General features: G+C 57.9%; 21 protein-coding genes. 11 read left to right on the top strand and 10 right to left on the bottom strand.

Annotated features, from left to right (window positions below; translation table 11 throughout):
• Nucleotides 1-152 precede the first annotated feature (152 nt).
• Nucleotides 153-2,888, top strand: a complete 2,736-nt coding sequence (locus JJN09_RS28235; protein WP_249484731.1) for a LuxR C-terminal-related transcriptional regulator — start codon at nt 153-155, stop codon at nt 2,886-2,888.
• Nucleotides 2,889-2,966: 78 nt separating this feature from the next.
• On the opposite strand, the gene JJN09_RS29690 is transcribed toward JJN09_RS28235, so the two are convergent.
• Complete coding sequence (locus JJN09_RS29690; protein ID WP_302851925.1) at nt 2,967-4,904, bottom strand: calcium-binding protein; 1,938 nt, start codon at nt 4,902-4,904, stop codon at nt 2,967-2,969.
• Nucleotides 4,905-5,360: 456 nt separating this feature from the next.
• Between JJN09_RS29690 and JJN09_RS28245 the strand changes: the two genes are divergently transcribed.
• Together JJN09_RS28245 and JJN09_RS28250 are read left to right on the top strand one after the other, a co-directional pair.
• Nucleotides 5,361-6,104 (top strand): hypothetical protein, encoded by a 744-nt coding sequence (locus JJN09_RS28245; RefSeq protein WP_249484733.1) that lies wholly within the window; start codon nt 5,361-5,363, stop codon nt 6,102-6,104.
• Between the two features lie 71 nt (nt 6,105-6,175).
• The gene (locus JJN09_RS28250; protein ID WP_249484735.1) at nt 6,176-8,095 is read left to right on the top strand and encodes an alkaline phosphatase D family protein; all 1,920 of its coding nucleotides are present in this window, start codon (nt 6,176-6,178) and stop codon (nt 8,093-8,095) included.
• Nucleotides 8,096-8,185: 90 nt separating this feature from the next.
• Here JJN09_RS28250 and JJN09_RS28255 read toward each other — a convergent pair whose 3' ends face one another.
• Nucleotides 8,186-9,358, bottom strand: a complete 1,173-nt coding sequence (locus tag JJN09_RS28255) for an aspartate aminotransferase family protein (protein ID WP_249484736.1) — start codon at nt 9,356-9,358, stop codon at nt 8,186-8,188.
• Between the two features lie 102 nt (nt 9,359-9,460).
• Here JJN09_RS28255 and JJN09_RS28260 point away from each other — a divergent pair, with 102 nt between their 5' ends.
• From JJN09_RS28260 to JJN09_RS28280, 5 genes are all read left to right on the top strand, one after another.
• The gene (locus JJN09_RS28260) at nt 9,461-10,366 is read left to right on the top strand and encodes a LysR family transcriptional regulator (protein ID WP_249484738.1); all 906 of its coding nucleotides are present in this window, start codon (nt 9,461-9,463) and stop codon (nt 10,364-10,366) included.
• Nucleotides 10,367-10,435: 69 nt separating this feature from the next.
• Nucleotides 10,436-10,840: a GNAT family N-acetyltransferase gene (locus JJN09_RS28265; protein ID WP_249484740.1), complete on the top strand. Its 405-nt coding sequence runs from the start codon at nt 10,436-10,438 to the stop codon at nt 10,838-10,840.
• A gap of 184 nt (nt 10,841-11,024) precedes the next feature.
• Nucleotides 11,025-12,506: an MBOAT family protein gene (locus tag JJN09_RS28270; protein ID WP_249484741.1), complete on the top strand. Its 1,482-nt coding sequence runs from the start codon at nt 11,025-11,027 to the stop codon at nt 12,504-12,506.
• Nucleotides 12,507-12,517: 11 nt separating this feature from the next.
• Nucleotides 12,518-13,645: a hypothetical protein gene (locus JJN09_RS28275; RefSeq protein WP_249484743.1), complete on the top strand. Its 1,128-nt coding sequence runs from the start codon at nt 12,518-12,520 to the stop codon at nt 13,643-13,645.
• A gap of 78 nt (nt 13,646-13,723) precedes the next feature.
• The gene (locus JJN09_RS28280) at nt 13,724-14,239 is read left to right on the top strand and encodes a DUF6622 family protein (protein WP_249484744.1); all 516 of its coding nucleotides are present in this window, start codon (nt 13,724-13,726) and stop codon (nt 14,237-14,239) included.
• An 18-nt stretch (nt 14,240-14,257) separates the two neighbouring features.
• Here JJN09_RS28280 and msrA read toward each other — a convergent pair whose 3' ends face one another.
• The 3 genes from msrA to msrB are packed head-to-tail and all read right to left on the bottom strand — an operon-like array spanning nt 14,258 to nt 17,348.
• Nucleotides 14,258-14,962, bottom strand: coding sequence for a peptide-methionine (S)-S-oxide reductase MsrA (msrA, locus tag JJN09_RS28285; protein ID WP_249484747.1), 705 nt, complete (start codon nt 14,960-14,962; stop codon nt 14,258-14,260).
• Between the two features lie 15 nt (nt 14,963-14,977).
• A complete protein-coding gene (locus tag JJN09_RS28290) occupies nt 14,978-16,786 on the bottom strand; it encodes a cytochrome c biogenesis protein DipZ (RefSeq protein WP_249484748.1) in 1,809 nt (602 codons plus the stop codon).
• A gap of 43 nt (nt 16,787-16,829) precedes the next feature.
• Complete coding sequence (msrB, locus tag JJN09_RS28295) at nt 16,830-17,348, bottom strand: peptide-methionine (R)-S-oxide reductase MsrB (protein ID WP_249484750.1); 519 nt, start codon at nt 17,346-17,348, stop codon at nt 16,830-16,832.
• A gap of 151 nt (nt 17,349-17,499) precedes the next feature.
• Between msrB and JJN09_RS28300 the strand changes: the two genes are divergently transcribed.
• The 3 genes from JJN09_RS28300 to JJN09_RS28310 all read left to right on the top strand — a co-directional run bounded on the left by JJN09_RS28300 (nt 17,500) and on the right by JJN09_RS28310 (nt 20,558).
• Nucleotides 17,500-18,216, top strand: a complete 717-nt coding sequence (locus JJN09_RS28300) for a response regulator transcription factor (RefSeq protein WP_249484752.1) — start codon at nt 17,500-17,502, stop codon at nt 18,214-18,216.
• Complete coding sequence (locus JJN09_RS28305; RefSeq protein WP_249484754.1) at nt 18,213-19,733, top strand: HAMP domain-containing sensor histidine kinase; 1,521 nt, start codon at nt 18,213-18,215, stop codon at nt 19,731-19,733. The genes JJN09_RS28300 and JJN09_RS28305 overlap by 4 nt, the downstream gene beginning before the upstream one ends.
• 120 nt (nt 19,734-19,853) lie before the next feature.
• Complete coding sequence (locus JJN09_RS28310; protein WP_249484755.1) at nt 19,854-20,558, top strand: hypothetical protein; 705 nt, start codon at nt 19,854-19,856, stop codon at nt 20,556-20,558.
• A 69-nt stretch (nt 20,559-20,627) separates the two neighbouring features.
• On the opposite strand, the gene JJN09_RS28315 is transcribed toward JJN09_RS28310, so the two are convergent.
• The 5 genes from JJN09_RS28315 to cyoB all read right to left on the bottom strand — a co-directional run bounded on the left by JJN09_RS28315 (nt 20,628) and on the right by cyoB (nt 25,247).
• On the bottom strand, nt 20,628-21,119 hold the full coding sequence (locus JJN09_RS28315; protein WP_085709372.1) for a RidA family protein: 492 nt from the start codon (nt 21,117-21,119) through the stop codon (nt 20,628-20,630).
• Nucleotides 21,120-21,353: 234 nt separating this feature from the next.
• Complete coding sequence (cyoE, locus tag JJN09_RS28320; RefSeq protein WP_249484757.1) at nt 21,354-22,241, bottom strand: heme o synthase; 888 nt, start codon at nt 22,239-22,241, stop codon at nt 21,354-21,356.
• Between the two features lie 10 nt (nt 22,242-22,251).
• On the bottom strand, nt 22,252-22,587 hold the full coding sequence (gene cyoD, locus JJN09_RS28325) for a cytochrome o ubiquinol oxidase subunit IV (RefSeq protein ID WP_065261339.1): 336 nt from the start codon (nt 22,585-22,587) through the stop codon (nt 22,252-22,254).
• Complete coding sequence (locus JJN09_RS28330) at nt 22,587-23,213, bottom strand: cytochrome o ubiquinol oxidase subunit III (protein WP_007956720.1); 627 nt, start codon at nt 23,211-23,213, stop codon at nt 22,587-22,589. The genes cyoD and JJN09_RS28330 overlap by 1 nt, the downstream gene beginning before the upstream one ends.
• Before the next feature lie 3 nt (nt 23,214-23,216).
• Entirely contained in the window at nt 23,217-25,247 is a 2,031-nt protein-coding gene (gene cyoB / locus JJN09_RS28335; RefSeq protein WP_249484759.1) for a cytochrome o ubiquinol oxidase subunit I, read from the bottom strand.
• Nucleotides 25,248-25,250: the final 3 nt, after the last annotated feature.

Below are 25,250 nucleotides of genomic sequence, written 5' to 3' on the forward strand. Positions count from 1 at the left end.
TCCTCGAAAAAAACGCTCCGACTGGTTCGGGGCGTTTTTTTTGCGTCGTGATTTTGTAGCCATTTGTAGCAACAACTTCATATGTACGCCGTTTAAGGCTAGGCTGCGGACATCTGCCACGCCGCCAACAGCCATTCGAACAAGAGCCGGCCATGACTGATCTGTCCCCACTTCCGGGTCCTGCAAGCGTTGCCGTCGTGGCATTGGACGGGCGTTTTTTTCGCCCGCCGTTGCCGGACGGTTATGTATTGCGACCGCGTCTGTGCGAACGCCTGAGCGCCGGGCTCGGTGGGCGTCTGTTGCTGGTCTGCGCCCCGGCCGGGTTCGGCAAAAGTTCGCTGGCCGTGGAGTTCTGTCAAAGTTTGCCGGCGCATTGGCAAAGCCTGTGGCTGGGGTTGAGCGCTCGCGACAGTGACCCGGGACGCTTCCTGGAACGCTTGCTCGAAGGCTTGCAGGACTACTTCCCGGAGCTCGGCAGCCGCGCACTCGGGCTGTTGAAAATGCGCCAGCGTCATCAGCCATTCGCCTTCGAAGAATGGCTCGACGGTCTGCTCGACGAGTTGGTACTGCACCTGGAACCGGCCTCGCCGCTGTTGCTGGTGCTGGACGATTACCACCTCGCCCAAGGGCCGGTGCTCGACCGTTGCCTGCAATTTTTCCTAAACCACTTGCCCGATGGTTTGTTGGTCATGGTCACCAGCCGTCAGCGGCCGGACTGGCATCTCGCTCGTCTGCGCCTGTCGCGACAGTTGCTGGAACTGCATGAACAGGATCTGCGCCTGACCCACGACGAAGCGCTGGCTCTGCTTGATCGCCACAGCAGCTCGTTGCGCGGCGAAGCGCTGGAAAGCCTGATCCAGCGCAGCGAGGGTTGGGTGGCCGGGCTGCGCTTCTGGCTGCTGGCTGCCGCCGAGGCCGGCAGTGATGTGGCCTTGCCTCAAGCGTTGAATGGCGGAGAAGGGCTGATCCGTGATTACCTGCTGGAAGAGGTCATCGACTGCCTGCCTGTCGAGGTTCAGGCTTTTCTCTACGAAACCGCGCCGCAAGAACGCTTTTGCAGCGAGTTGTGCGACGCGGTGCGCGAAGCCCATGACAGCGCTGAAATCCTGCGCTTTCTCTCGGCGCACCAGGTTTTTTTGGTGCCGCTCGACGAGCATGGCCACTGGTATCGCTATCACCATTTGTTTTCCGATCTGTTGCGCAGTCGACCGATGGCGCAGGCCATGGTGCCTACCGCCACCCTGCATCTGCGCGCCTGTCGCTGGTTCAATGCCCAGGGCCTGCTGGATGAGGCGGTGGAGCAGGCGTTGCGCGCCGGGCATCTCGATGTCGCGGCGAATCTGGTGCAGAACCTGTCAGAAGAACAGCTGTTGGCCGAGCAGAACGTCGGCATGTTGCTGCGCTGGAAAATGGATTTACCCGATAGTCTGCTGATCAGCACGCCACGTCTGATCGTGCTGTACAGCTGGGCGCTGGGGCTGGCCTGCCAGCTGGATGCCGCCGAAGAACTCGCCAGTCACCTGAGCCGCTTCCTGCCGGCACCCTCGGCTACCGCGCAAAAGTCGATGCTCGCTCAATGGCTGGCGCTCAGCGGCATCATTGCTCGGGGTCGAGGGCACCGTGAATTGACACTGAGGTATTGCAGCGAAGCGCTGGAAAGTCTTCCGGCCAAACGTTACGGCCAGCGCTTGATGTGTCTGTCGACGCTGTCCAACCTGGCGATTGCCGATGGCGATCTGTGGCGTGCGCGTGGCTTGAACCGCGAGTCCCTTGAGCTGGCTCAGCGGGTCGGTAATCCGTTGTTCGAAGCGTTGGCGCATTACGACCGCGCGCGGGTATTGCAGTCGCGCGGCGAAATCCTGCGCGCACTGGATGAAGTGCATCAGGGGCTGGAACGCTTACGCGGTTTGTCCCCGCAGCGTTTGTACGCGGTACGCGCACGGCTGACGCTGTACGAAGGTTTTCTGTTGGCCATGCGTTTGCAGCCGCAGGCCGCGCGTGCGCGGCTGTTGGCCGGAATCGGTGAGGCGCGTGCGTGTCGTGATATCAGCGTCTTGATCGGCCACTGCGTGGTCGCTCGCCTGGACGGCAGCTACGGTGAGTTTGCCAAGGCCTTTGCCGAACTCGCCGAAGCTGAACGGTTAATGCACATCTGGGATGTTCCGCCAATCTACTACCTGGCAATGATCACGCTGGTCAAGTGCGAACTCTGGCTTGCCCAGGGGCGTACCGATCTGGCCGAGGCTTGGTTGGCTCGTCTGGGGCAGACCTACACCGGTGAACGCGCCGCCGCACCTCCTGAATTTCATCCGCAGTTACCCTTGCATGTTGAGCTGCAACAGGCGCTGCTCGATATGATTCAGGGGCAGCCAATGCTCGCTGAGGGGCGTTTGAATGTCCTGCATGAAAACGGCCAGCAGACCGGCCGGCAATTGCTCAGCGTGATGGCGCTGACGCAGAAAGTGGCATTGTTGCTGGCGGATGGAAGGGAGACGGAAGCGCGCAAGGCGTTGAGTCTGGCGCTGGAAGCTGCGGCCGGTGGGGTTGTGCAGCCGTTCGACGCGCTGATCGGCCAGCACCCGGACTGGTTGCGTGGGCAGTTGGTAACGAGCCCCCCGGCAGTCGTCAGTCAGCAACTGCTGGAGCTTCTTCCGCAACCGATTGCTCGTCCGGTCCTGGAGCAGGCCGCGACCGAACAACTCAGCAGTCGCGAGTTGGCCGTGTTACGGCTGATCGCCCAGGGCTGTTCGAATCAGGAGATCAGCGAGCAACTGTTCATTTCGTTGCACACGGTGAAGACCCACGCCAGCCATATCAACAGCAAGCTGGGCGTCGAGCGGCGAACACAGGCCGTGGCCCGGGCCAAGGAACTGGGTCTGCTGTCCTAGAAGCAGGCACAAAAAAACACCCCGCCAAGGCGGGGTGTTTTCATTTGCATCTATCTGTCCGTTCAGAAGTCGAAAGGGTCAGACCAGTACATCGTTCGCGTTGAGGGTATGGACGCCCACCAGTTGCACTTGGAAGTCAGCGCCGAGGTCACCGCTTACGTTGCCGAGAAGGATCTGATCCACGAAGCGCAGTTGACCGGCACCGGTGAACTCATTGGAACCGATGAAAGTCATGTGCTGTAAACCGAGGGTCTGCGGATCTATGTCGAAGCCGGAGAAATCGATCTTGTCACCTTCAAGCACGTTGAAATCGGTAACGATGTTCTGTGAGTTGGCAGGGCCCATGCCCAGTTCCGGTTCCAACATAATCACGTTATCGAAGGTAAACGTGTCGGCCCCGGTACCACCGGTCAGTTTGTTGCTTCCCCATCCGCCGAACAGTATGTCGTTACCTTCTGCGCCAAAGAGTTGGTTGGTGCCGCCAAAGCCCATGAGCGTGTTATTGCCGGAGTTGCCGGTCAGGACGTTATCGAGATTGTTGCCGCGCAGGGTGAGGTCCGCAGTGCCGAGCAATACGCCGTCTTCGACGTTCTCCGAAAGGCTGTAGTCGACCCAGGTCTGGATCAGGTCGTGGCCGCCATTGAGTGGCGATTCATAGACGAGATCATTGACGTTATCCACGATATAGATATCGTCGCCACCCTCGCCGATCATGTGATCGGCACCGAGCCCGCCCGACAGAATGTTGTTGCCACTGTTGCCGTGCAAGACGTTATCCAGGGCATTGCCGGTCAGGTTCAGGTTGGCGTTTCCAAGTATCTGGCCGTCTTCGACGTTGTCCGTCAGCGTGTAATTGATACTGGTTTTGACGGTGTCGATACCTTCATCGGCGAGTTCGATCACGACATCGTTGATGTTGTCCACGACGTAGGAGTCGTGACCCGCACCGCCGATCATGATGTCCGCACCCAGTCCGCCGTCGATGTAGTTGGTGGCGGAATTGCCTCTGATCACGTTGTTCAAGGCATTGCCCGTCAGCATCGAAGAGTCGTTGCCGGTCATCGTCAAGTCTTCGACGTTCGCCGAAAGGGTGTAGCTGGTACTGGTTCTGATCAAGTCATGACCTTCGCCGAGTTGTTCGGTCACGACGTCCTGATAGTTATCCACAATGTAGATGTCATCACCGGCACCACCGATCATGGTGTCGGCGCCGACGCCGCCATCGAGTGTGTTGTTGCCGGCGTTGCCATTGAGCACGTTGTTTTGATCATTGCCGGTGCCGTTCAGGTTGGCGATTCCCGCGAGTGTCAGGTTTTCGATGCCGCTGACAAGGGTGTAGCTGATCGTCGAGATCACCTGATCGACGTCGCTGGCCGAACCGCCCATGTCCATGACAAAGTCAAAGTCGTCATCCACGTAGTAGGTGTCCGAACCGGCGCCGCCTCTCATCAGGTCCTGGCCCAGTCCTCCGTCGAGAATGTCGTCACCAGCCCCACCGTTCAGAGTGTTGTCTTCACTATTGCCGATCAGCACGTTGTTCAGATCGTTGCCTGTGCCCCTCATCGCATTGCCAGTCAGCACCAGGTTTTCCAGGTTGGCGCCTAGCGTCCAGTCGACTGAAGCGCGCACGGTGTCGATTTCGCTGACCAGCGTGCTGGTTTCGCGAATGATGTCGTCGATGCCGTCGACGATGTAGGTGTCGTTGCCCAGCCCACCGATCAGGGTATCCGACCCGAGACCGCCATCGAGGACGTTGGCACCATCGTTACCGGTGATCACGTTATTGGCCGCATTACCGGTGCCGTTGAGGTTGGCGGAACCGAGGAGCGTGAGATTCTCGAGATTGGCGCCAAGGGTGTAGTTGATGGACGAGAATACGCGGTCAATGGCGTTTGGCGAGGTATCGGTTTCGATCACCAGATCGCCAATGTTGTCGACGTAATAGCTGTCGTTGCCGTCGCCACCGACCATGGCATCGGCACCGATGCCGTCGCTGTCGAAATCTGCGTAACTCATTGAGTTTCAAGGAGTTTTCCGTTTCGACTGCGCCGGAAGTGGGGCGAATTATAGACACCCAGAATCTGCCGTCAACCTTTAATTTCGCTTTCGACTGGAAAGGCCTATTTTTCGCCTTCTATATATAGTCGCAGACTACTACGCGCCCACGCCCCAAAGACATCACGAAAGATCCCCATCGAAGCGTCACTGGACACCGTCGCCTTTTTCTCCCTCAAACTGGCTTATGAGGAGGAAAGCCTAATCCCGGTCCTGCGCGATGATCTGGTCATGGGTGATTACCAGCGGGACGTGTTCGGACTGTTGGTACGCCGGGAAGGCATCCAGACCTAACCTATTACATAGATGAAGAAAGTGGCGTCACGCTTCTATTTTGATATCTTGCCGTCCATCTTCAGCGCACATCGTCGGGACGACGCTGATTTCCGGTTTTTGCAGGTTTAAGGAAAGGATCGAATGGAGTTTCTGCGTTTTCTGGCATTTGTCGCGGCCTGGGGTTTCATGTGGCGCTGGGTGGTCAAGAACCGCGGCAGCTGGAACCTGTTTTACGGCAACATGGTGGGTGGGGCGGGCGGCTTTATTGTTGCGATGGTGGTGTTGTCGATCACGCTTTCACTGTTCCCGTCGGCGCATCAGTATGAAGCCGCGCAGACTGGAAACGTTGTGGCACAGGACACCGAGCCGACTTCGTTGCTGCCGGAAGCCGAGTCGGTTGCAAACCCCGCTGCGCTGAAAGACGCGCCAGTGTTTGCCGCTATCGAGCCGGACGACAACCCGTCTCCACCGGATTCAGCGCTACTGCCGAACTATGCCAGTCGAGCGCCGAAGACGATGTCGGTGCAAACCGTGCTGGACCAGAGTGATGATCAGGGACGCAAGGCCCTGACGGCGCTGAGCAAAAAATTGCGCAGCGACGCGCAGGGTGACAAGTCGCTGCTCGCCTATGTCATGTGCAGCCCGTTCGTGACTAGCACATTGCGCTTCCCTGCTTCAGCCCGGTTTGCTGACAGTAAAAGCATCGCGCCACAACGCTTCAAGGATCAGATTTACACCTTCAGCAACACCATCACCGCGCGGAACATGAATGGCGACGATGTCACTTACCGTTTCAACTGCTCCGTTCAAGAACAGCCAAGAGTCGACGCGACGCCCGCCGAATGGCGTTTGTTGGCGCTGAAGTTGCAAAAAACAGACTCTTAAGCCTCGTTTAAGGGTTCGAGGCGCCGGCTGCGCTATCATCGCCGGCCTGTGCGCCTTGAGCTTTTCCCCTGATGTCTCCAACACCTGATGACCTGATTACGCTGCCTGCTGTTCTGGCCGGCCCGCTGCTGCGACGGCTGGAACCGACGCGCGTAGTGCTCTGGCTAGTCGGCAGCCGAGAGCTGTCGCTGACCTTGCGCCTGCAGGGTGTAGGAGACATTTCATTGGATGCCGGGAAATGCACGGTCATTCCTGTAGGCACTCATGCATTCGTTCACCTGATAGACGTCATTCTCCACAGCCCCCTGCTCTGTGACACACAGGTCGATTACGACTTGCTGATCGATGGCCAACATCGCATCGCCGACTGGGCGCCGCATCTGTTGTATGGCAGTGCCACATGCCCGAATTTTGTCGTGCGCTCCCGGATCGATCAGTTGCTCCACGGCTCCTGCCGCAAACCACATCATCCTGCGGCGGACGGTTTGCTCTGCATCGATCAACTGTTGGCGGCTGAAACGCAACCGCACCAGCGCCCGGCATTGCTGATGATGAGCGGCGATCAAATCTACGCCGATGACGTTGCCGGCCCGATGCTGCGGGCGATTCACGCCGTGATAGAACGGCTTGGTCTGCTCGGCGAGCACCTCGAAGGTGCGGTGGTCAGCAACAGTTCCAAACTTTATGTGCACCCGGCCAGTTACTACCACCGTGCGGATTTGTTACCGGCGCTCGAGAGCAACGAGACACTGCGTGAGCGTTTTTTCGGCGGCAAACGCAAGCCGATTTTCACCAGTAGCAGCGCTGACAATCACCTGGTGACATTCGCCGAAGTCATGGCGATGTACTTTTTGGTCTGGTCACCAACGCCATGGACATTGATCAACCCGCAAGCGCCGGCACTGACGCACGAACGCCGTGAGCGCTATGCCCTGGAACAGACTCGGATCGATGTCTTCAAGGCAGGCCTTGCTAACGTTGGCCGAGCCTTGGCGCACTTGCCGAGCCTGATGATCTTCGATGACCACGATATTACCGACGACTGGAACCTTTCCGCGCAATGGGAAGAAACGGCCTACGGCCATCCGTTCTCCAAACGTATCATCGGCAACGCACTGATCGCCTATATGTTGTGCCAGGGCTGGGGCAACAACCCGGACGCTTTCAACGAGCTGGTGGAGAAAACCCGACGCCTGAGCAACAGCGGTGATGACCGTTATCTCGATGCGCCGCTACAGGACGAACTGATCGATGAGCTGCTGCGTGTTCAACACTGGCACTTTGTATTGCCGACCAGTCCAGCCCTGGTTGTACTCGACACCCGCACCCGACGCTGGCGCAGCGAAATGGCGCTCAAGCAACCTTCCGGTCTGCTCGACTGGGAAGCCTTGAGCGAGCTGCAACAGGAACTGCTCGATCATCCGTCGGCAATCATCGTCTCACCGGCACCGATCTTTGGTGTAAAGCTGATCGAAACGGTGCAGAGGGTATTCAGCTGGTGCGGTTATCCGCTGCTGGTGGACGCTGAAAACTGGATGGCCCATCGGGGTGCTGCGCAGGTGATCCTGAATATATTCCGACACACACGTACACCGGGAAATTACGTGGTGTTGTCAGGGGATGTGCATTATTCCTTCGTCTACGAAGTGCTTATCCGACACCGTAAGGCCGGCCCGAGAATCTGGCAGATCACCAGCAGCGGTATCAAGAACGAGTTCCCGAAAACCTTGCTGGAATGGTTCGACCGCCTGAACCGCTGGCTCTACTCACCCCGCTCGCCGCTGAACTGGCTGACCAAACGCCGGCGCATGCGTATCGTGCCGTACGTTCCTGAGCATGCCGAAGCAGGTGAACGTCTGTGGAACTCGGCGGGGATTGGTCAGGTGTTTTTCAACGAACAAGGGCAGCCACAGGACATCATTCAGCACAACTCGAATGGCGCGCCAAAGACCCGAATGCTGGCACCTGATCTGACGGATTATCCTGATTAGGATTGCGACAGTTTCCGACAGGAGATTGCCCAGATGAAAAAAGTGGCTACCGAAAATAATCGGCAGCCACTTCAGACCAAGTCGCGACAGTCACGTTGCCTCAAGTATCCGTCCCATCCCCCTGACAATCATCCCCACCTCCCGCTCATCAATCGTCAGCGGTGGCAGCAACCGTATGGTTTTGCCCCGGGTGATGTTGATCAGCAGTCCATGATCCCGCGCAGCAATCAGTGTCAGGTCGCGAATCGGCTGTTTCAGTTCGATGCCGACCATTAACCCTTGCCCACGAATTGCCAGCACATTCGAATTGCCCGCCAGTTCCGCGTGCAAGCGACTGAGCAAGCGCTCACCTTGAATCCGCGCATTTTCCAGCAGGTCTTGCTCTTCGATAATATCGAGTACGGTGCAGCCAACCCGGCAGACCAGCGGATTACCGCCAAACGTGCTGCCGTGACTGCCAGGGGTAAACAGCTCCGCCGCCCTGCCCCGGGCCACGCAGGCACCAATCGGTACACCGTTACCCAGGCCCTTGGCGAGGGTCATGACATCTGGAACGATGTCTTCATGCTGGAACGCAAACCAGCGGCCGGTCCGGCCGATGCCGGTCTGGATTTCGTCGAGCATCAGCAGCCAGGCGTGACGGTTGCAGAGTTCGCGCAGGGCTTTCAAGTAACCCGGCGGCGCCATTTGAACGCCGCTTTCGCCCTGGATCGGCTCGACCAGAATCGCCACGATCCGCTCGCCATGTTGCTGGTGCACCTGCTCCAGTGCCTCAAGATCACCAAACGGCACTTTGACGAAATCACCCGGTAGATCGTTGAAACCCAGACGTACCGCCGGGCCATCGCTGGCTGACAAGGTGCCAAGAGTACGGCCATGAAACGCATTGGCCATGACCACCACCAGCGGCTGCTCGATCCCTTTGCGCCAGCCATGCAGACGCGCCAGTTTCAGCGCGGTTTCGTTGGCCTCGGCGCCAGAGTTGTTGAAGAACGCCCGCTCCATTCCCGACAACTGCGTCAGTTTCAACGCAAGTTGCTGCTGCCAGTCGATGCTGTAGAGGTTGGAGGTGTGCAGCAGCAATCCAGCCTGTTCGCTGATTGCCGAGACAATCCGGGGGTGCGAGTGCCCGACATTGGTCACCGCCACGCCCGCGACTGCATCGAGGTACTCGCGACCGGCCTGATCCCACAGACGGGTGCCCAGGCCTTTGGTGAAACTCAAGGCCAGCGGTTGGTACGTGTTCATCAGGGCGGCGGTCATGACTTCAAACTCCAGTGAAGGTCGGTGTGTTTGCAGTATGGTTAGCCACCAGAGCTGGATAAACTCAGAAAAACTTCAATCATTTAGAAGCAGGGCTTGATAATGGATCTGTTCCAGTCGATGAGCGTCTACGTCAAAGTCGTGGAAGCCGGCAGCATGACCAAGGCCGCCCTGCAGTGCGAAATGTCCACGACCATGGTCGGCAATCACCTTCGCGCACTGGAGCAGCGACTCGGCGTACAACTGCTGCAACGCACGACCCGGCGTCAACGGCTGACCGAATTCGGTACGGTCTACTACCAGCGTTGCCTGGAAGTACTGGGGCTCGTGCAAGACTCCGAACGTCTCGCCGAACAAACCATGGATGAGCCCCGTGGCCTCCTGCGCATCACCGCGCCGCTGACCTTTGGCGTCGAACGCCTGGCTCCCGCGCTGAGCGAATTTTCCCTGCAATACCCGCAGGTAAAAATGGATGTGGTCTTGACCAACCGCCGACCGGATCTGATGGAAAGTGGTCTTGATGTGGCGTTCCGACTGGGGCATTTCGAGCAGTCGAATCTGATTGCCCGGCCATTGATCGACTACACCCTGACCGTCTGCGCCTCCCCGGAATACGTCGCCCGGCGCGGCATGCCCCTTACGCCTGAAGACTTGCAACAGCACGATTGCCTGTCGTTCGCCTACCCCGCCGGCGATGACTGGCAATCGGTAGAAAAGCGCTGGCGCCTGAGTGGTCCGGAGGGTGAAATCATGATCGACGTCAGCGGGCCGATGCTGATGAACACGTCCGCCGGTTTGCATCAGGCTGCCCGCACCGGCATGGGCATCGTGATGTTGCCGGACGCACTGGTGGAACAGGATCTGCGCGACGGCAAACTGGTCACGGTGATTCCCGATTACCAACCACCGAGCCGCCCATTGCACCTGCTGTATGCTCAGGATCGCTATCGACTGCCGAAGCTTCGACGCTTTGTTGAGTTTGCGATGCGGACCTGGGGGAAAAGCTGACTACGCTGGCATCAACCAAGCTTCTGCGGTAAATCGAAATCACCCGGTCAGCAAGGACTCGATCACCCAATGAAAAACGATCTGACGGTACGCGATCTACTACCCGCCGAAACGGAATCGGTGAGGTTGTTTCTCGGGCAGCATGGCTGGGCGCATCGAGTCGGATCCCCGGAGCATTTTGCACAGTTGATTCAAAACTCGCAGCGGACGGCCGTTGCGCTGTCGGGCGAACAGGTTATCGGCTTTGCCCGTGGCATTACTGATGGTTTGTCCAATGGCTACCTGTCGATGGTAGTCGTCGATGTACAGCACCAACGCAAAGGCGTGGGCCGGGCACTGGTCGAACATGTGATGGGCGACAACCCCGACATCACCTGGGTACTTCGCGCCGGGCGCGTAGGAGCCGAAGCATTTTTTACTCGCCTGGGGTTTGAAACCTCAGTGATCGCGATGGAACGCCCGCGCCTGAAATAACCAGCTCGATGGCCAACAAAATACCGAACTTTCATGTTCTGTACTTAAACACTCAGCAAATTTGAATGCCATTCCGAGAGGTGCGTAGGAACCGTCTAGACCGGCACTCTCAGCGTTCACGACTACATTGGGCTTGATATAATCCGCCGACTTTCTGAAAGCACGGACACATTCTAGGCCCTTCATGACCTTCAGCTCCCCAAAATTCTTCCTGATCTACCTTCCCATTGTCTTTTTTGTGTACTTTTTCCTAAATCGCAAACGACTGATCACGGCTGGAAAAATCTGGCTCGTCATTGCCAGCCTGATCTTTTATGGGCACTGGAGCGTCGCGTATATTCCTTTGCTCGGGCTCTCCATTGGTTTCAATTTCATTGTGGGAAAAACCCTTGCGACCCCCACCCGACCTGTGATGTCTTGCCTATCTAAAAAGGCCATTCTCGTTATTGGGATCGTCACTAATCTGGCCTTGCTTGGATACTTCAAATACGCCAATTTCCTTGTCGACAACATAAACTCGGCACTTGGCACAGACCTGTTTTTTGTCCAGGTCGTTCTGCCCTTGGGCATCAGCTTCTACACTTTTACGCAAATCGCCTTTCTGGTGGATTGCTACAAGAACCTCGCGAAAGAGTACAGCTTCGTAAACTATGCGTTGTTTGTAACGTTCTTTCCTCACCTGATCGCCGGGCCGATTCTTCACCATAAAGAAATGATGAGCCAGTTTCAGTCGCGCTGGACGCTCGCCATTCGCCACAGAAACATAGTCATGGGTCTGTTTATTTTCAGCATCGGTCTCTTCAAGAAAGTCGTGCTTGCCGATACGTTCGCCATTTGGGCGGATGCCGGCTTCGCACAAGGTGCCAGCCATGATTTTTTCAGCGCCTGGGCGACCAGCCTTTCCTACACCTTTCAACTCTATTTTGACTTCAGCGGTTATTGCGACATGGCAATAGGTGCAGCGCTGTTGTTCAACATCTGGCTGCCAGTCAACTTCAACTCACCTTACAAGTCGCTGGACATCCAGGACTTCTGGCGACGTTGGCACATGACGCTGAGCCGCTATCTTCGTGATTACCTATACATTCCGCTGGGCGGTAACAGAGGGGGACGACAGCGTTTGTATTTCAATTTGATGATTACTTTCGTTCTCGGTGGGCTGTGGCATGGCGCGAGCTGGATGTTCATCATTTGGGGAGCATTACACGGCGGCGCAATAGTCACGCATCGGATCTGGAAACAATGCGGCATGTCGCTGCCCGATCCAGTCGCATGGTTTCTTACCTTCATGTTTGTGAACATCACATGGGTATTCTTCAGAGCAGATACCGTTGCGGATGCCCTGCGCATACTTCGTGGGCTGGTAGATTTCGACTCAATCCATCAGCTCGCCGTCAATACCGTGCCGACTGCCAATCTTGCATGGGGAGGCACGTTTTCAGATCGTTTGCTAGAGATCCTTCCCGCAGGCCTGGTCGCCAACCTTGCACCAACGTTGATGATCGCGATCGCCCTGCTGATCATTCGCCAGAAGAATGCTTTCGAACTCACCGTTCGCACCGACTTCGGGCATGCGAAGGCACTCGCAATGTCCACGCTGTTTAGCCTTGCGCTGTACACCGGTGTGCAAAGCAAAAGCCCTGTTTTCCTCTACTTCAACTTCTGATGGTGCCGCCCATGAAAAAAAAATTGTATGCGGCACTCACTCTGACAGTGCTGATCATGTGCGTTGTACCGGCGATCAATCTTAATCAGGTGTTCACGGCACAGAGCAACGTGAAATGGTGGAAATCAAAGGTGTTGTACAACATGGATTTATTTCATGCTGTCATCAGCGAATGGATCTACCCCATCGGGCTGTCCATCAGTCCGGGGAAAGTCATCATCGGCAAGGATGGCTGGCTGTTTCTCGGTGACGACTACGCCAATACGATTTCATCGAAACGAATGGGTATGAACCAGGAGGATACTCGGACAGTCGAGAAAGTCGCCCAGTCCGTAGAGGCCTGGAATCAATGGCTGAGAAGCAAAGGCGTGGTCGCTTTTCGCATTGTCGTAGGCCCGGACAAAGACTCCGTCTATCCGGAACACCTCCCGGACTGGTCGTCGCACGCCTCCACCAGGCCAACCGATGTGCTGCTGCGTCAGGTGCGAGATGATCTTTATGTCGACCCGACAAATGCGTTGCTCAAAGCCAAAGAACAATCCCCCCATCCGCTCTACTACAAGACCGATACACACTGGAACAACGCAGGTGCATGGATCGCTTTCGATGAGTTGCGCAAAAGCCTTTCGAAAAGCCAGGCTCGGTTGATATGGCCACAGGCTCGGGAACCCTTGATTCTGAAAACTCACGAGCGTACTGGCGGTGACCTGGCCCAGTTTCTGAGAATTCAGGCGTCGCTGACCGACACTGAAGCAGTGCTCAATTTCAACGATGAATACGCACTACCGGTAGAACACCAAGACTTCAACTCCGGTGAAATCACATTCGCGGGTCAAAACATCGGTATCGCGTCTCCGGCGTCACCTCTTTTGGTCAAATCGGCACAAGCCTTGAATCCGAAAAAAGTACTTTGGTTACGTGATTCGTTTGGCATGTCAATGTCTCCCTTGATGTCAGCCACCTTCACCGAAACATTGCATGTGTATTACTTGCCACTCAAACCTGAGGGGCTCGTCTCACTCATTGAACGATTCCAACCGGACTATGTGTTCATCACGAGTGTCGAGCGAGATATTCGCAGCGACTTTTTCCAATCGGGCCCACCCATCGCCGAAGTTGAAGCCGCAGTGATCAATTAGCCAAACAGGCAGGTGCTTTTGCCTTGAGTTCGATAACGACTATGCTCGTTTATCTCTTTCCAGCATGGATGCTGCACGATGCTCACGATTCTGCAAAACACCCCGATACGGGCTTACGTGATTTTTCTGCTTGTGGTTTATTTCGGGATCAAGGCGTTCTCTCCCCGTCGTGAAAGTCGTCTCTCGATGCTCATAACACCACCGGCATTTTTGGCGTGGTCGTTGTATTCCGTGAACTTGACGATTGACCCGGCCCTGTTCCTTAGCAGCTGGTTCGGCGCGCTGTTGCTGGGTGGTCTCTCGGCCTGGCTGGTTTTCTCACGTAAGGGCGTGGCACTCGACGACTCCGCGACGGGGCTGATCATGCCGGGTACCGTGAAAATCCTGATCATGTTCCTGATGTTTTTTTTCGCAAACTATTACTTCGGGTATCAGGATGCCGTAAATCCGGAGCTTGCCGCGTCCGCCGACATGCTGCTGCTCAAGTCCACGGTGTCGGGTTTCATGTGCGGCCTGATCAGTACCCGCTCGCTGAAACTCTACTGGACACTGCGAGCCCTCGCCGCCCGACAGTCGCCAGTGACCGCACAATAACCATTGGACAACCGGTGATCACGACCCGCTTTTCACCAGCACCGGCTTCTCCTGATAACGCTGGGCAAACAGCTGCTTCAACTGCGCCACTTTCGGCATGTCATTGATCACGATGTATGGATAGCTCGGGTGTTCGGTCAGGAAGTCCTGGTGATAGTCCTCTGCCGGGTAAAAACCGTTGTAGGTTTCCAGTTTGGTCACGATGGGTTTGCTGTAGGCATGCGCCGCATCAAGCTGGGCGATATAGGCCTGTGCAACGCGTTGCTGATCAGGATTGACCGGGAACAGCGCCGAGCGATATTGGGTGCCGCTGTCCGGGCCTTGGCGGTTGAGTTCAGTCGGGTTGTGGGCCACCGAGAAGTAGATCTGCAACAGGCTGCCGTAGCTGACCTGAGTGGGATCAAAGGTGACTTGCACCGACTCGGCATGCCCTGTGTCACCCTCGCTGACACGTTCGTATTCCGCCGTGTTGGCCGCGCCGCCGGCGTAACCGGAAACGGCTTTCTGCACACCTTTGACGTGCTGAAAAACACCCTGCACACCCCAGAAACATCCACCGGCAAACACTGCGGTTTCACTGTGCGCCTGAGTGTTTTCATCGAGTGCCGGCGGCGGAATGACCACGCCCTCCTCGGCCCCGAAGGAAAACGCCGAGCACTGCGCGACAACCCCAGCCGTCGCGACGCCCAGCAGCAGACGACGCCAGATAGTTTGAGCTTTCATGTTCTGTACTCCTGATCAGCCGAAGGTAAAGGCGTAGGCCGACACGCCCGGATCGAGAAACTCGATGCTGAAGGTGCGGTCTTTCACGTCAGCGGTCTGCCGTACCAATTGATACAAGCGTTGTTCAGTCACGCGACCGCTGCCGTCAGGCGCCACGTCGACACCATGGGCATCGCCCGGTGCCTGACCATCGATCATCACTTTGAAGCGCACCGGTTTACCGTCCGCCCCAGGGCCCAGCACCAAGTGCAGGTCACGGGCGTGAAAGCGATAAACGATACGACTGGCCGGCGCACTGGCCGTGGCGCGTTCGGCACCGACCGCCCATTGGCCGCCGAGGCTCCAGTCATTCAGGGCAAGATTTGCAGGTGTCTTGTAGGCCGCGTCCTTGTCAGGCACCAGGCTGGTTTCCGGTACGAAATGTTCCGCACGCTGGTAGCCGACGTAAGTTTCCGGTGACAGCACCTGGTTCATGTCCGGCGCGAGTTGTACGCCTTGAGCGTCTGCGTTGATCAGACCATCAGCCACGGTTTTCGCACCGGCCTCACGCAACAGTTGCTGGATGACTCGTTCCGACTCGGCGTAGTCCCCTTCGCCAAAATGGTGGTAACGAATGCGCCCCTGAGCGTCGGCAAAGTAATGCGCCGGCCAGTATTCATTGTTGAAAGCGCGCCAGATCTTGTAGTCGTTATCGATGGCCACCGGGTAGTTGATGCCCAGTTCCTTCATGGCTTTGGTGACGTTGCCTACATCACGCTCGAAAGCGAATTCCGGCGCATGCACACCAATCACCACCAGCCCCTGATCGCGATACTTCTCGGCCCAGGCTTTGACGTAAGGCAGGGTGCGCAGGCAGTTGATGCAGGAGTAAGTCCAAAAATCCACCAGCACCACTTTGCCTTTGAGTGCCTGCGCGTCCAGCGGCGCCGAGTTGAGCCACTGCACCGCGCCATCAAGCGCCGGCAACTGGCCCTCGACCGGCAACGAACCCGGTGCCTTGGCGGCCATTTTCATCGCGCCGCCCGCCGCCATCATGCTGCCGTTTGCCGCGTCATCCGCTGCGGGAACCTGCGCCATCATCGTGCCGTTGCCCTGAGGGGATTTGCCCGAAAGCTTGCCGACCAATGCCTGTTCCAGCCCACCGGTGGAGGCGGTCGAAAACCGCGCCAGAATCCCGGTATCGAGGCCCAGCGCAATGGCGGCCACACCGGCCAGCATCGCGGCCCCGAGCCCGCGCCGGATCCACTCACCAGTCCCGATCGAACGCTTCATCACCGCAAAGACCTTACCGCCCAGCAGCAACGCCGCAGCGAGCGAAGTCGCGGCGCCCGCCGCATAGGCGAGCAACAACAGCGTGGTGGCGATGCTTGCACCTTGCAGCGCGGCACCGGTCAGAATCAGCCCGAGGATTGGCCCGGCACAAGGCGCCCACAGCAGCCCCGTGGCGACGCCGATCAGAAACGAAGCGCCGGGACGCGGACGATTGTCCTGACCGGCGGCCTCCGACAAGCGACTGCCGGCGGACACCAGCGGCCGGGTCAGACGCTCGGCCAGATGCGGCAGCAACAGCGTCAGCCCGAACAGTGCAACGAACAGCAACGCGAGCCAGCGACCGTACTGATTGACTTGCACCACCCAACCGCCGCCCACCGCCGCCAACGAGGCGATGAGCGCGAAGGTCAGCGCCATCCCCGCCAACAGCGGCAAGCCACTTTTGATAAACGGCTGCCCGGTGCGAGCGAAGACAAAAGGCAGAACCGGCAGGATGCACGGACTGACAATCGTCAGCACACCACCGAGATAAGCGAGAACCAAGAGCCACATAGTATCGTCCTGTTGTAAGTGAAGATCGCCGGCGGGCCACGATTCAGGCCGCCACGGGTTTGAAGGTCATCGCCAGGCCGTTCATGCAGTAGCGAAGGCCGGTGGGTTTGGGCCCGTCGTCGAAAACATGGCCGAGGTGACCGCCGCAGCGCCGACAGTGAACTTCCTCTCGCGTCATGCCGAAAGAACGGTCCTGACGTATGGCCACGGCGTGTTCCAGCGGTGCCCAGAAACTCGGCCAACCGGTACGGCTGTCGAACTTGGTATCCGACGAAAACAACGCCAGGTCGCAGCCAGCACAGGCAAACGCACCCGTCCGGTGCTCGTTGTTCAGCGGGCTGCTGTAGGCGCGCTCCGTGCCCTCTTTGCGCAGCACGTCGAATTGCTCGTCGGTGAGCAACGCATGCCATTCACTGTCGCTGTGGGTCACTTCAAAAATCTCGTCGGCATGTGCCTCACCGACCAGCGCAGAGCCCGTGGATAACTTTGGCAATACACCGGCCAGAAGGGCTGCAAGCCCCAGCCCGCCGCCGGTTGCCAGAATCTGTCGCCGTGAAAACATGGCCGTCTCCCAAAATTCCAGATGCCTGTCGTGGAACACAGCCTAGGCTTGGGTTGATCGCCAAATCCTCACGGGAAGTTAAACAATTCGTGATAACTCGCCCCGAGGAAAACCCGCACAATGCGTTCATCGCGCCGAAGGATTGAGCTTCATGGAACAGACCAAACGCGTCCTGGTGGTCGAGGACGACCTGCACATTGCCGACCTCATTTGCCTGCATTTGCGGGACGAACAATTCGAGGTAGTACACAGCGCCGACGGCGACGAAGGCATGCGCCTGCTGCAGCAAGGTCACTGGGATGCGCTCATCCTCGACCTCATGCTGCCTGGCGTCGACGGACTTGAAATCTGCCGCCGCGCCCGGGCCATGGCCCGCTACACACCGATCATCATCACCAGTGCCCGTTCCAGCGAACTGCACCGCATTCTCGGCCTCGAACTGGGCGCCGACGATTACCTAGCCAAACCGTTTTCGATGCTTGAACTGGTGGCTCGGGTCAAAGCGCTGCTGCGCCGCGTGGATGCCATGGCCCGCAACCTGAAGATGGACGCCGGCAGCCTGAGCCTCGATGGTTTGAGCATCGACCCGATCACCCGTGACGTCACCCTCAATGGCCAGCGCCTGGACCTCACTCCACGGGAATTCGATCTGCTGTATTTCTTCGCCCGTCAGCCGGGCAAGGTGTTCTCGCGCATGGATCTGCTCAACGCGGTCTGGGGCTACAGCCACGAAGGTTACGAACACACGGTCAACACCCACATCAATCGCCTGCGGGCGAAAATCGAGGCCGATCCGGCACAACCGGTGCGCATCCTCACGGTGTGGGGTCGCGGCTATAAATTCGGCACGAGCGCAGAGCAACCATGAAACTGACCCTGACGCAGCGCCTGTCCCTGGTGTTTGCCGTGCTGTTGCTGGCGTGCTGCGGCACGTCGGCCTGGTTGCAGGTACGCTCCAGCCAGATGCATGAGCTGGAAGTGGTGCAAGGATTGTCCCGGGATCTGGCGCAACACATCGCCCACGACACGGTGCTGATGGACAGCAACGGACTGATGCCCGGTGCGGTGCGCGAGTTGTTCAGCCAGTTGATGCTGGTCAACCCAAGTGTCGAGGTGTACCTGCTCGACACCGAGGGCCGGATCGTCGGTAACGCGGCACCGGAAGGACGCCTGCGTCGGCAGACTGTCGATCTCGCGCCGATTCGACGATTGCTCAACGATCAACCGTTGCCGATCCTCGGCGACGACCCACGCAGCGTCGATGGGCGCAAGGTCTTCAGCGCCGCGCCGTTGCAGGTCAACGGCAAGGCGGCCGGTTACCTTTACGTGGTCCTGCTCAGCGAAGCGCACGACCGATTCGCCGAACGCGGCGCCACCAGCGCGGCGCTCAACACGGCGTTGCTGTCCATCGGGCTCGTGGCATTCCTGTGCCTGATTGCCGGTTTGACCGCGTTTAATCTGATCACCCGGCCGCTGCGACGATTGACCGAAACCGTGGGCCAATTCGACATCGACGGCGCACCGCAAACACTGCCCGCCGCGCCGACACCTGTGGACAAGTTCGCTGACCCGGATGAAATCGCCGTACTCGACGCAGCGTTCCGGCAAATGCAAAACCGCCTCGGTGAACAATGGCGCTCACTGACCCGCCAGGATCAGGAGCGTCGGGAACTGGTGGCGAACATTTCCCATGACCTGCGCACACCGTTGGCCTCGCTGCATGGTTACCTTGAGACGCTGTCACTCAAGGACGCCACCCTGTCCCCCGAAGAACGCCGTCGCTATCTGGGGATTGCCCTGGATCAGAGCCGCAAGGTTGGCGGGCTCGCGCAATCGTTGCTGGAGCTGGTGCGCCTGGAACATGGCTTCGTTCAGCCTGTGCTGGAAAAGTTTTCCCTGACCGATCTGGTACAGGACATCTTCCAGAAATTCGAACTGGGCGCCGAGGCCCGAAATGTTGTACTCAAGGCCAGCTTCAGTACCAACCTGCCAACCGTTTGCGCTGACCTCGGGCTGATCGAACGGGTGCTGACCAACCTGTTCGATAACGCCTTGCGCCATACGCCGCCGGGTGGCGAAATCGAACTCGGTCTGAAACCCCAGGGCCCGCTGGTTGAAATCACCGTCAGCGATACCGGCCCCGGCATCGCCGCCGAGTTGCGCGAGGGTTTATTCCTGCGCCCCTTCAATATAGGTGGCGCGCGACGCGATGGCGGGCTGGGCCTGCGGATCGTGCACCGGATCCTGCAACTGCACGGGCGCGAAATCCAGTTGCTCGATGTCGCAGGACGGGGCGCAACCTTTCGCTTCTCGCTTCCAGTGGATCAACAGAACGCCGAACAGTGGATCGTGCGTTCGATGAACCTGAATACGCCGGGCAAATAATCAACTCCACCGGGCCGTTGCTCCGTGACAACAACGTCCCGCTCCCCTAAATTAGTCGGCCTGAAAAAGCCCCCCGAGCTTTCTCGTCTCATCTCAAGTTAAAAAAGTAGTGAAATTTCAATGTCCGATTTCAACACCGCTGAATCCGTAGTCACCCTGTCGTCCAAAGCGGAATACGAAAACTCCATCAATCTTTCACAACACATCCCACAAGCGAAGATCATCAGCGAAATGGTGCTGGACGCGTTTCAGTCCAGCCGCGAAAGCGACCAGATCCGCGAGCTGCGCGCTGCGATCCGCCAGGCCCACGACCGCTTCGATGACGACCAGGCCTACGAGCTGATGGGCGAACTCAAGCGTCTGAAAGATGCCGAAGCCGCCGACATTGCTGCCCTCGAAGATCTGAGCAGCAAATTCCCGATCAGCCGCATCCTGTCCAGCTTCAAGGACGACCCGGCGTTCCAGGAAATCGTCTATGGTCTGGCCCTCAAGGTGCTGAACCAGACGCATCAGGCGATCAGCAACCCGAGCGGCGGCAAGAGCAAAGCCGCACGCACCAAGAAAGACGTCGAAGTGTTCAGCATCAGCAAGGACGGCATCAGCGTGACCCTGCCAATGCGCACGCCGCGTTCGCGCCTGAGCGTGGATCGTGAAGCACTGGAATTCCTCGGTTTCACTTTCGTCGGTGAAGGCGAAGAAGCCGAGCTCGAAGGCGAAACTTTCGTCGACAACGCCGGTACCGAGCACGCGATCAACCGCAAGAACATCATCACCGCGCTGCAACAGCAGACCGCGTTTGACGGTTACAGCATCGCCGCCCAGTAAACGCGGCGCTGACGAAAAAGCCCCGCTCTGAATTTCAGGCGGGGCTTTTTGTTGCGCGGCTTTTAGCGATTATGCCGACGGATGTACCGCAGCGATCATGTCGACTTCGATGGCCGCGTTTTTCGGCAACTGATAGACACCAACGGTTGTGCGTGTATGGCGGCCAGCATCACCCAGCACATAACTGAAAACATCCGATGCACCATTGGCCACTTCGCTCAGGTCAACGAAATCCGGGGTCGACTTCACATACACCGTGACCCGCAACAACGCCCTGACCTTGTCCAGCGAACCGACTGCATCGACGATGAATGCCAGGCAACGCATGGCACTGATGCTCGCTGCGGCCTGCGCATCCTTGAGAGTCAGCTCCAGCCCGACCCGGCCGGGATACTGAATCTTGCCCTCGGTACGCGGCACCATGCCACTGATGTACAGCTCATCGTGATGGCGCACCAGCGGCGCGTAATTGCCGCCCACCGTGTTCTCGCCATTGATGTCGTAATTCAGCTCTTTTGCCAGGGCAATGAAGCGCTCGTCGCAGGTCATCCTCTCAGTCATTTCGCCCAGCCTCTTGATCGATGCATGAAGTTGGATCCGAATCTAGGACGTTTGTCGGGCGACCGCAACCTGTCAATTTCTAGCTAGTCGTTTCGAGAGCACGAGTGATTCCCCGCCCCGCTCTGTGGGAGCGAGCGTGCTCGCGATGAGGCCACCCTCTGTTTCCATCATTCAAACAACAAAAAACCCCGCTCATCTTTAGATGAACGGGGTTTCTCGTACAACGTTCGAACCTTACGGCGCGTACGTCAGCAACAGCTCGGTCGGCACCTTGAAGTCCAGGGACATCATGACGCTCAACGCGGTGATGGTGAAGATCGAGAACACGAACAGCTTGCGTGCCCAGACCGTGTCATCCACCGCCTTGTAGCCGGTCCAGGCCATGTACAACCAGTACATGCCCATGGCCGCGGCGACGGCGAGGTAGCTCATGCCGGCGTAACCGCTGAAGGTCAGCATCAAGGTCGCCACGAGGAAGGCCAGGATGTAGAGCAGGATGTGCTTCTTGGCCACCTGGATCCCGCGCTTCACTGGCAGCACCGGAATCGATGCAGCCAGGTAATCGTTGAAGCGGAAGATCGCGATGGCGTAGGAATGCGGCATCTGCCACAGGCTGAACATCACCAGCAGGGTCAGCGCGGCCATGTCGAAGCTGTTGGTCACGGCCACGTAACCAATCACCGGCGGCATGGCGCCCGACAGACTGCCCACCAGCGTGCCGTGAACCGACTTGCGCTTGAGGTACAGGCTGTAGAAGCCGACGTAGATAATGAAGCCGATCACGGCGAACAATGCAGCCAACGGGTTGGCCACCTTGTACAGCAACGCAACGCCGGCGACACCCAGGATGGTCGCATAGACCAGGGCCAGTTTCAGGGAGATCAAGCCCTGGACCAGCACCCGGTTCTTGGTGCGTTCCATCTTCAGGTCGATGTCACGGTCGATGCAGTTGTTGAACACGCAACCGGAGGCCACAACCAGGGAAGTGCCGATCATGGCGGCCAGGAACACCGCCAGATCTACATGCCCTTTCGAGGCCAGGAAGAACCCGCCTGCCACAGAAAGCACGTTACCGAAAATGATCCCCGGTTTGGTGATTTGGATAAAGTGCTTGAGCGACATCGGGTCTACCTCACTTCGCCATCATGAACGTGTGGATGCTGAACATGATCCACAGCGACAGGCCGACCAGCAGCAGGATCACGATGGCCGTAAAGACGAACGCGATCACGTTGTTACGCTGAGCCACGGAGCGGTCCAGGTGCAGGAAGTAATACAGGTGAACGATCACCTGGATCACTGCGAACAGCAGGACGATTGCCAGCGTGGTGGACTTCGGCAGGGTCGGGAACATCACCAGGCCGAACGGGATGACGGTCAGGATCACCGACAGGATGAAGCCAATGGCGTACGACTTAACGCTGCCGTGGCCAGCATCATGGCTGTCATGGGAGTGTGCATTAGCCATTACAGGGTCCCCATCAGGTAAACAACGGTGAATACGCAGATCCACACCACGTCCAGGAAGTGCCAGAACAGGCTCAGGCAGCTCAGACGGGTCTTGTTGGTCGCCGTCAGGCCGTGCTTGTTGACCTGGTACATCATGATGCCCATCCAGATCAGACCCGCGGATACGTGCAGACCGTGAGTACCGACCAGGGTGAAGAACGCCGACAGGAAGCCCGAACGGCTAGGACCGAAGCCCTCGGAGATCAGCAGGTGGAACTCGTTGATCTCCATGGCGATGAAGCCTGCGCCGAGCAGGAAGGTCATGAACAACCAGCCCAGAACCTGCTGCTTTTTACCTTTGTACAACGCCAGCATGGCGAAGCCGTAGGTGATCGAACTGAACAACAGCAGAGCGGTTTCGCCCAGCACGTATGGCAGTTCGAAGATGTCGTGGCCCGACGGGCCACCGGCGACGTTGTTTACCAGTACCGCGTACACCGCGAAGATCGACGCAAACAGAATGCAGTCGGTCATCAGGTAGAGCCAGAAACCGTATACGGTCATCTCGCCCGAGTCGTGGTGATGGTCATCGTGCCCATGGTCATGACCATGAGCGTGTCCAGCATTGGTCACTAAGTTCGACATTGTTTAAGCCTGTTCCAACTTGGTTTCAACACGGGTTGCGGAAGCAGGGATCTTCCCGGCCGCTACCAGACGCTTGTGCTGCTCGGCTTCGATGCGCTCGATCGTTTCAACCGGAACCATGTAGCCCTGGTCGTCACGTGCAGCGTGGATCACGAAGTAGATGACAGTGCCGGCCAGGCTGGCGATCGCCAACCACCAGATGTGCCAGATCATCGCGAAACCGAATACGGTCAGCAGTGCGCCCATCACCACGCCAGTGGCGGTGTTGTTCGGCATGTGGATCGGTTCGTACTTGGCTGGAGCCTGGTACGCGGTACCGTTTTCCTTGGCCTCGGTGAACGGATCGATGCAGTCTGCTTTCGGCAGTACAGCGAAGTTGTAGAACGGAGGTGGCGACGAGGTCGACCATTCCAGGGTATGGGCATTCCACGGGTCACCGTGTTCGCACATGTTTTCTGGCTTGTTGCGGTCACGCACCGATACGTACAGCTGGATCAGCTGGCAGGCGATACCGACAGCGATCATCACCGCACCGAACATGGCAACGTACAGGTACGGTACCCACTCAGGGTTGGTGGTGGCGTTCAGACGACGGGTCATGCCCATGAAGCCCAGTGCATAGAGCGGCATGAACGCGACGAAGAAGCCCGAGATCCAGAACCAGAACGCTGCTTTACCCCAGCCTTCGTGCAGCTTGAAGCCGAACGCTTTCGGGAAGTAGAAGCCGAAGCCTGCGATGTAACCGAATACCGCGCCGCCGATGATCACGTTGTGGAAGTGAGCGATCACGAACAGGCTGTTGTGCAGAACGAAGTCAGCACCCGGGATGGCCAGCAGTACGCCGGTCATGCCGCCGATGGCGAAGGTCACCATGAAGCCCAGGGTCCACAGAACCTGGCTGGTGAAGCGCAGACGGCCCTGGTAGATAGTGAACAGCCAGTTGAACAGTTTCACACCCGTCGGGATGGAAATCAGCATCGTCGCCAGACCGAAGAAGGCGTTGACGCTGGCACCCGAACCCATGGTGAAGAAGTGGTGCAGCCAAACCATGAAGCCCAGTACCGAGATCGCGCCCGAAGCGTAGATCATCGAGTGGTGGCCGAACAGTTTCTTGCCGGTGAAGGCCGAGATGACTTCCGAGAAAATGCCGAAGGCCGGCAGGATCAGGATGTATACCTCAGGGTGGCCCCATGCCCAGAACAGGTTGACGTACATCATTGGATTGCCACCAAGTTCATTGGTGAAAATGTGGAAATCCATGTAACGGTCAAGGGTCAGCAGTGCCAGGGTAGCGGTCAGGATCGGGAACGAAGCCACGATCAGAACGTTTGCCCAGGTGCAGGTCCAGGTGAAGATCGGCATGTCCATCAGTTTCATGCCAGGGGTACGCATTTTCAGCACGGTAGCGAGGAAGTTGACCCCCGTTAGCGTTGTACCCAGACCGGATAGCTGTAGCGCCCAGATGTAGTAGTCCATCCCCACGCCAGGGCTGTATTGCAGACCCGACAGCGGTGGATAGGCAACCCAGCCGGTCTTGGCGAATTCGCCGACGCCCAGGGACAGGTTGATCAGCACAACGCCGGAAACCAGCAGCCAGAAGCTCAGGGAGTTCAGGAACGGGAAAGCAACGTCACGCGCGCCGATCTGCAGCGGCACTGCAAGGTTCATCAGGCCGGTGAAGAATGGCATCGCCATGAAGATGATCATGATCACACCGTGAGCGGTGAAGATCTGGTCATAGTGTTCAGGCGGCAGGTAGCCAGGCGAACCCTCGGTGGCCATGGCCAGCTGGGTACGCATCATGATGGCGTCGGCAAAGCCACGCAGCAGCATGACCATGGCAACGATGATGTACATCACACCGATTTTCTTGTGGTCGACCGACGTCAGCCACTCGGTCCACAAGTAGGTCCACTTCTTGAAGTAGGTGATTGCAGCGAACAACGCCAGACCACCGAGCGCGATCATCGAGATGGTTATCATCACGATCGGCTCGTGGAAAGGGATCGCTTCCCAACTTAATTTACCAAACATCGT

It is taken from the genome of Pseudomonas sp. HS6 (assembly GCF_023375815.1).
In the GTDB taxonomy this organism is placed as follows: domain Bacteria; phylum Pseudomonadota; class Gammaproteobacteria; order Pseudomonadales; family Pseudomonadaceae; genus Aquipseudomonas.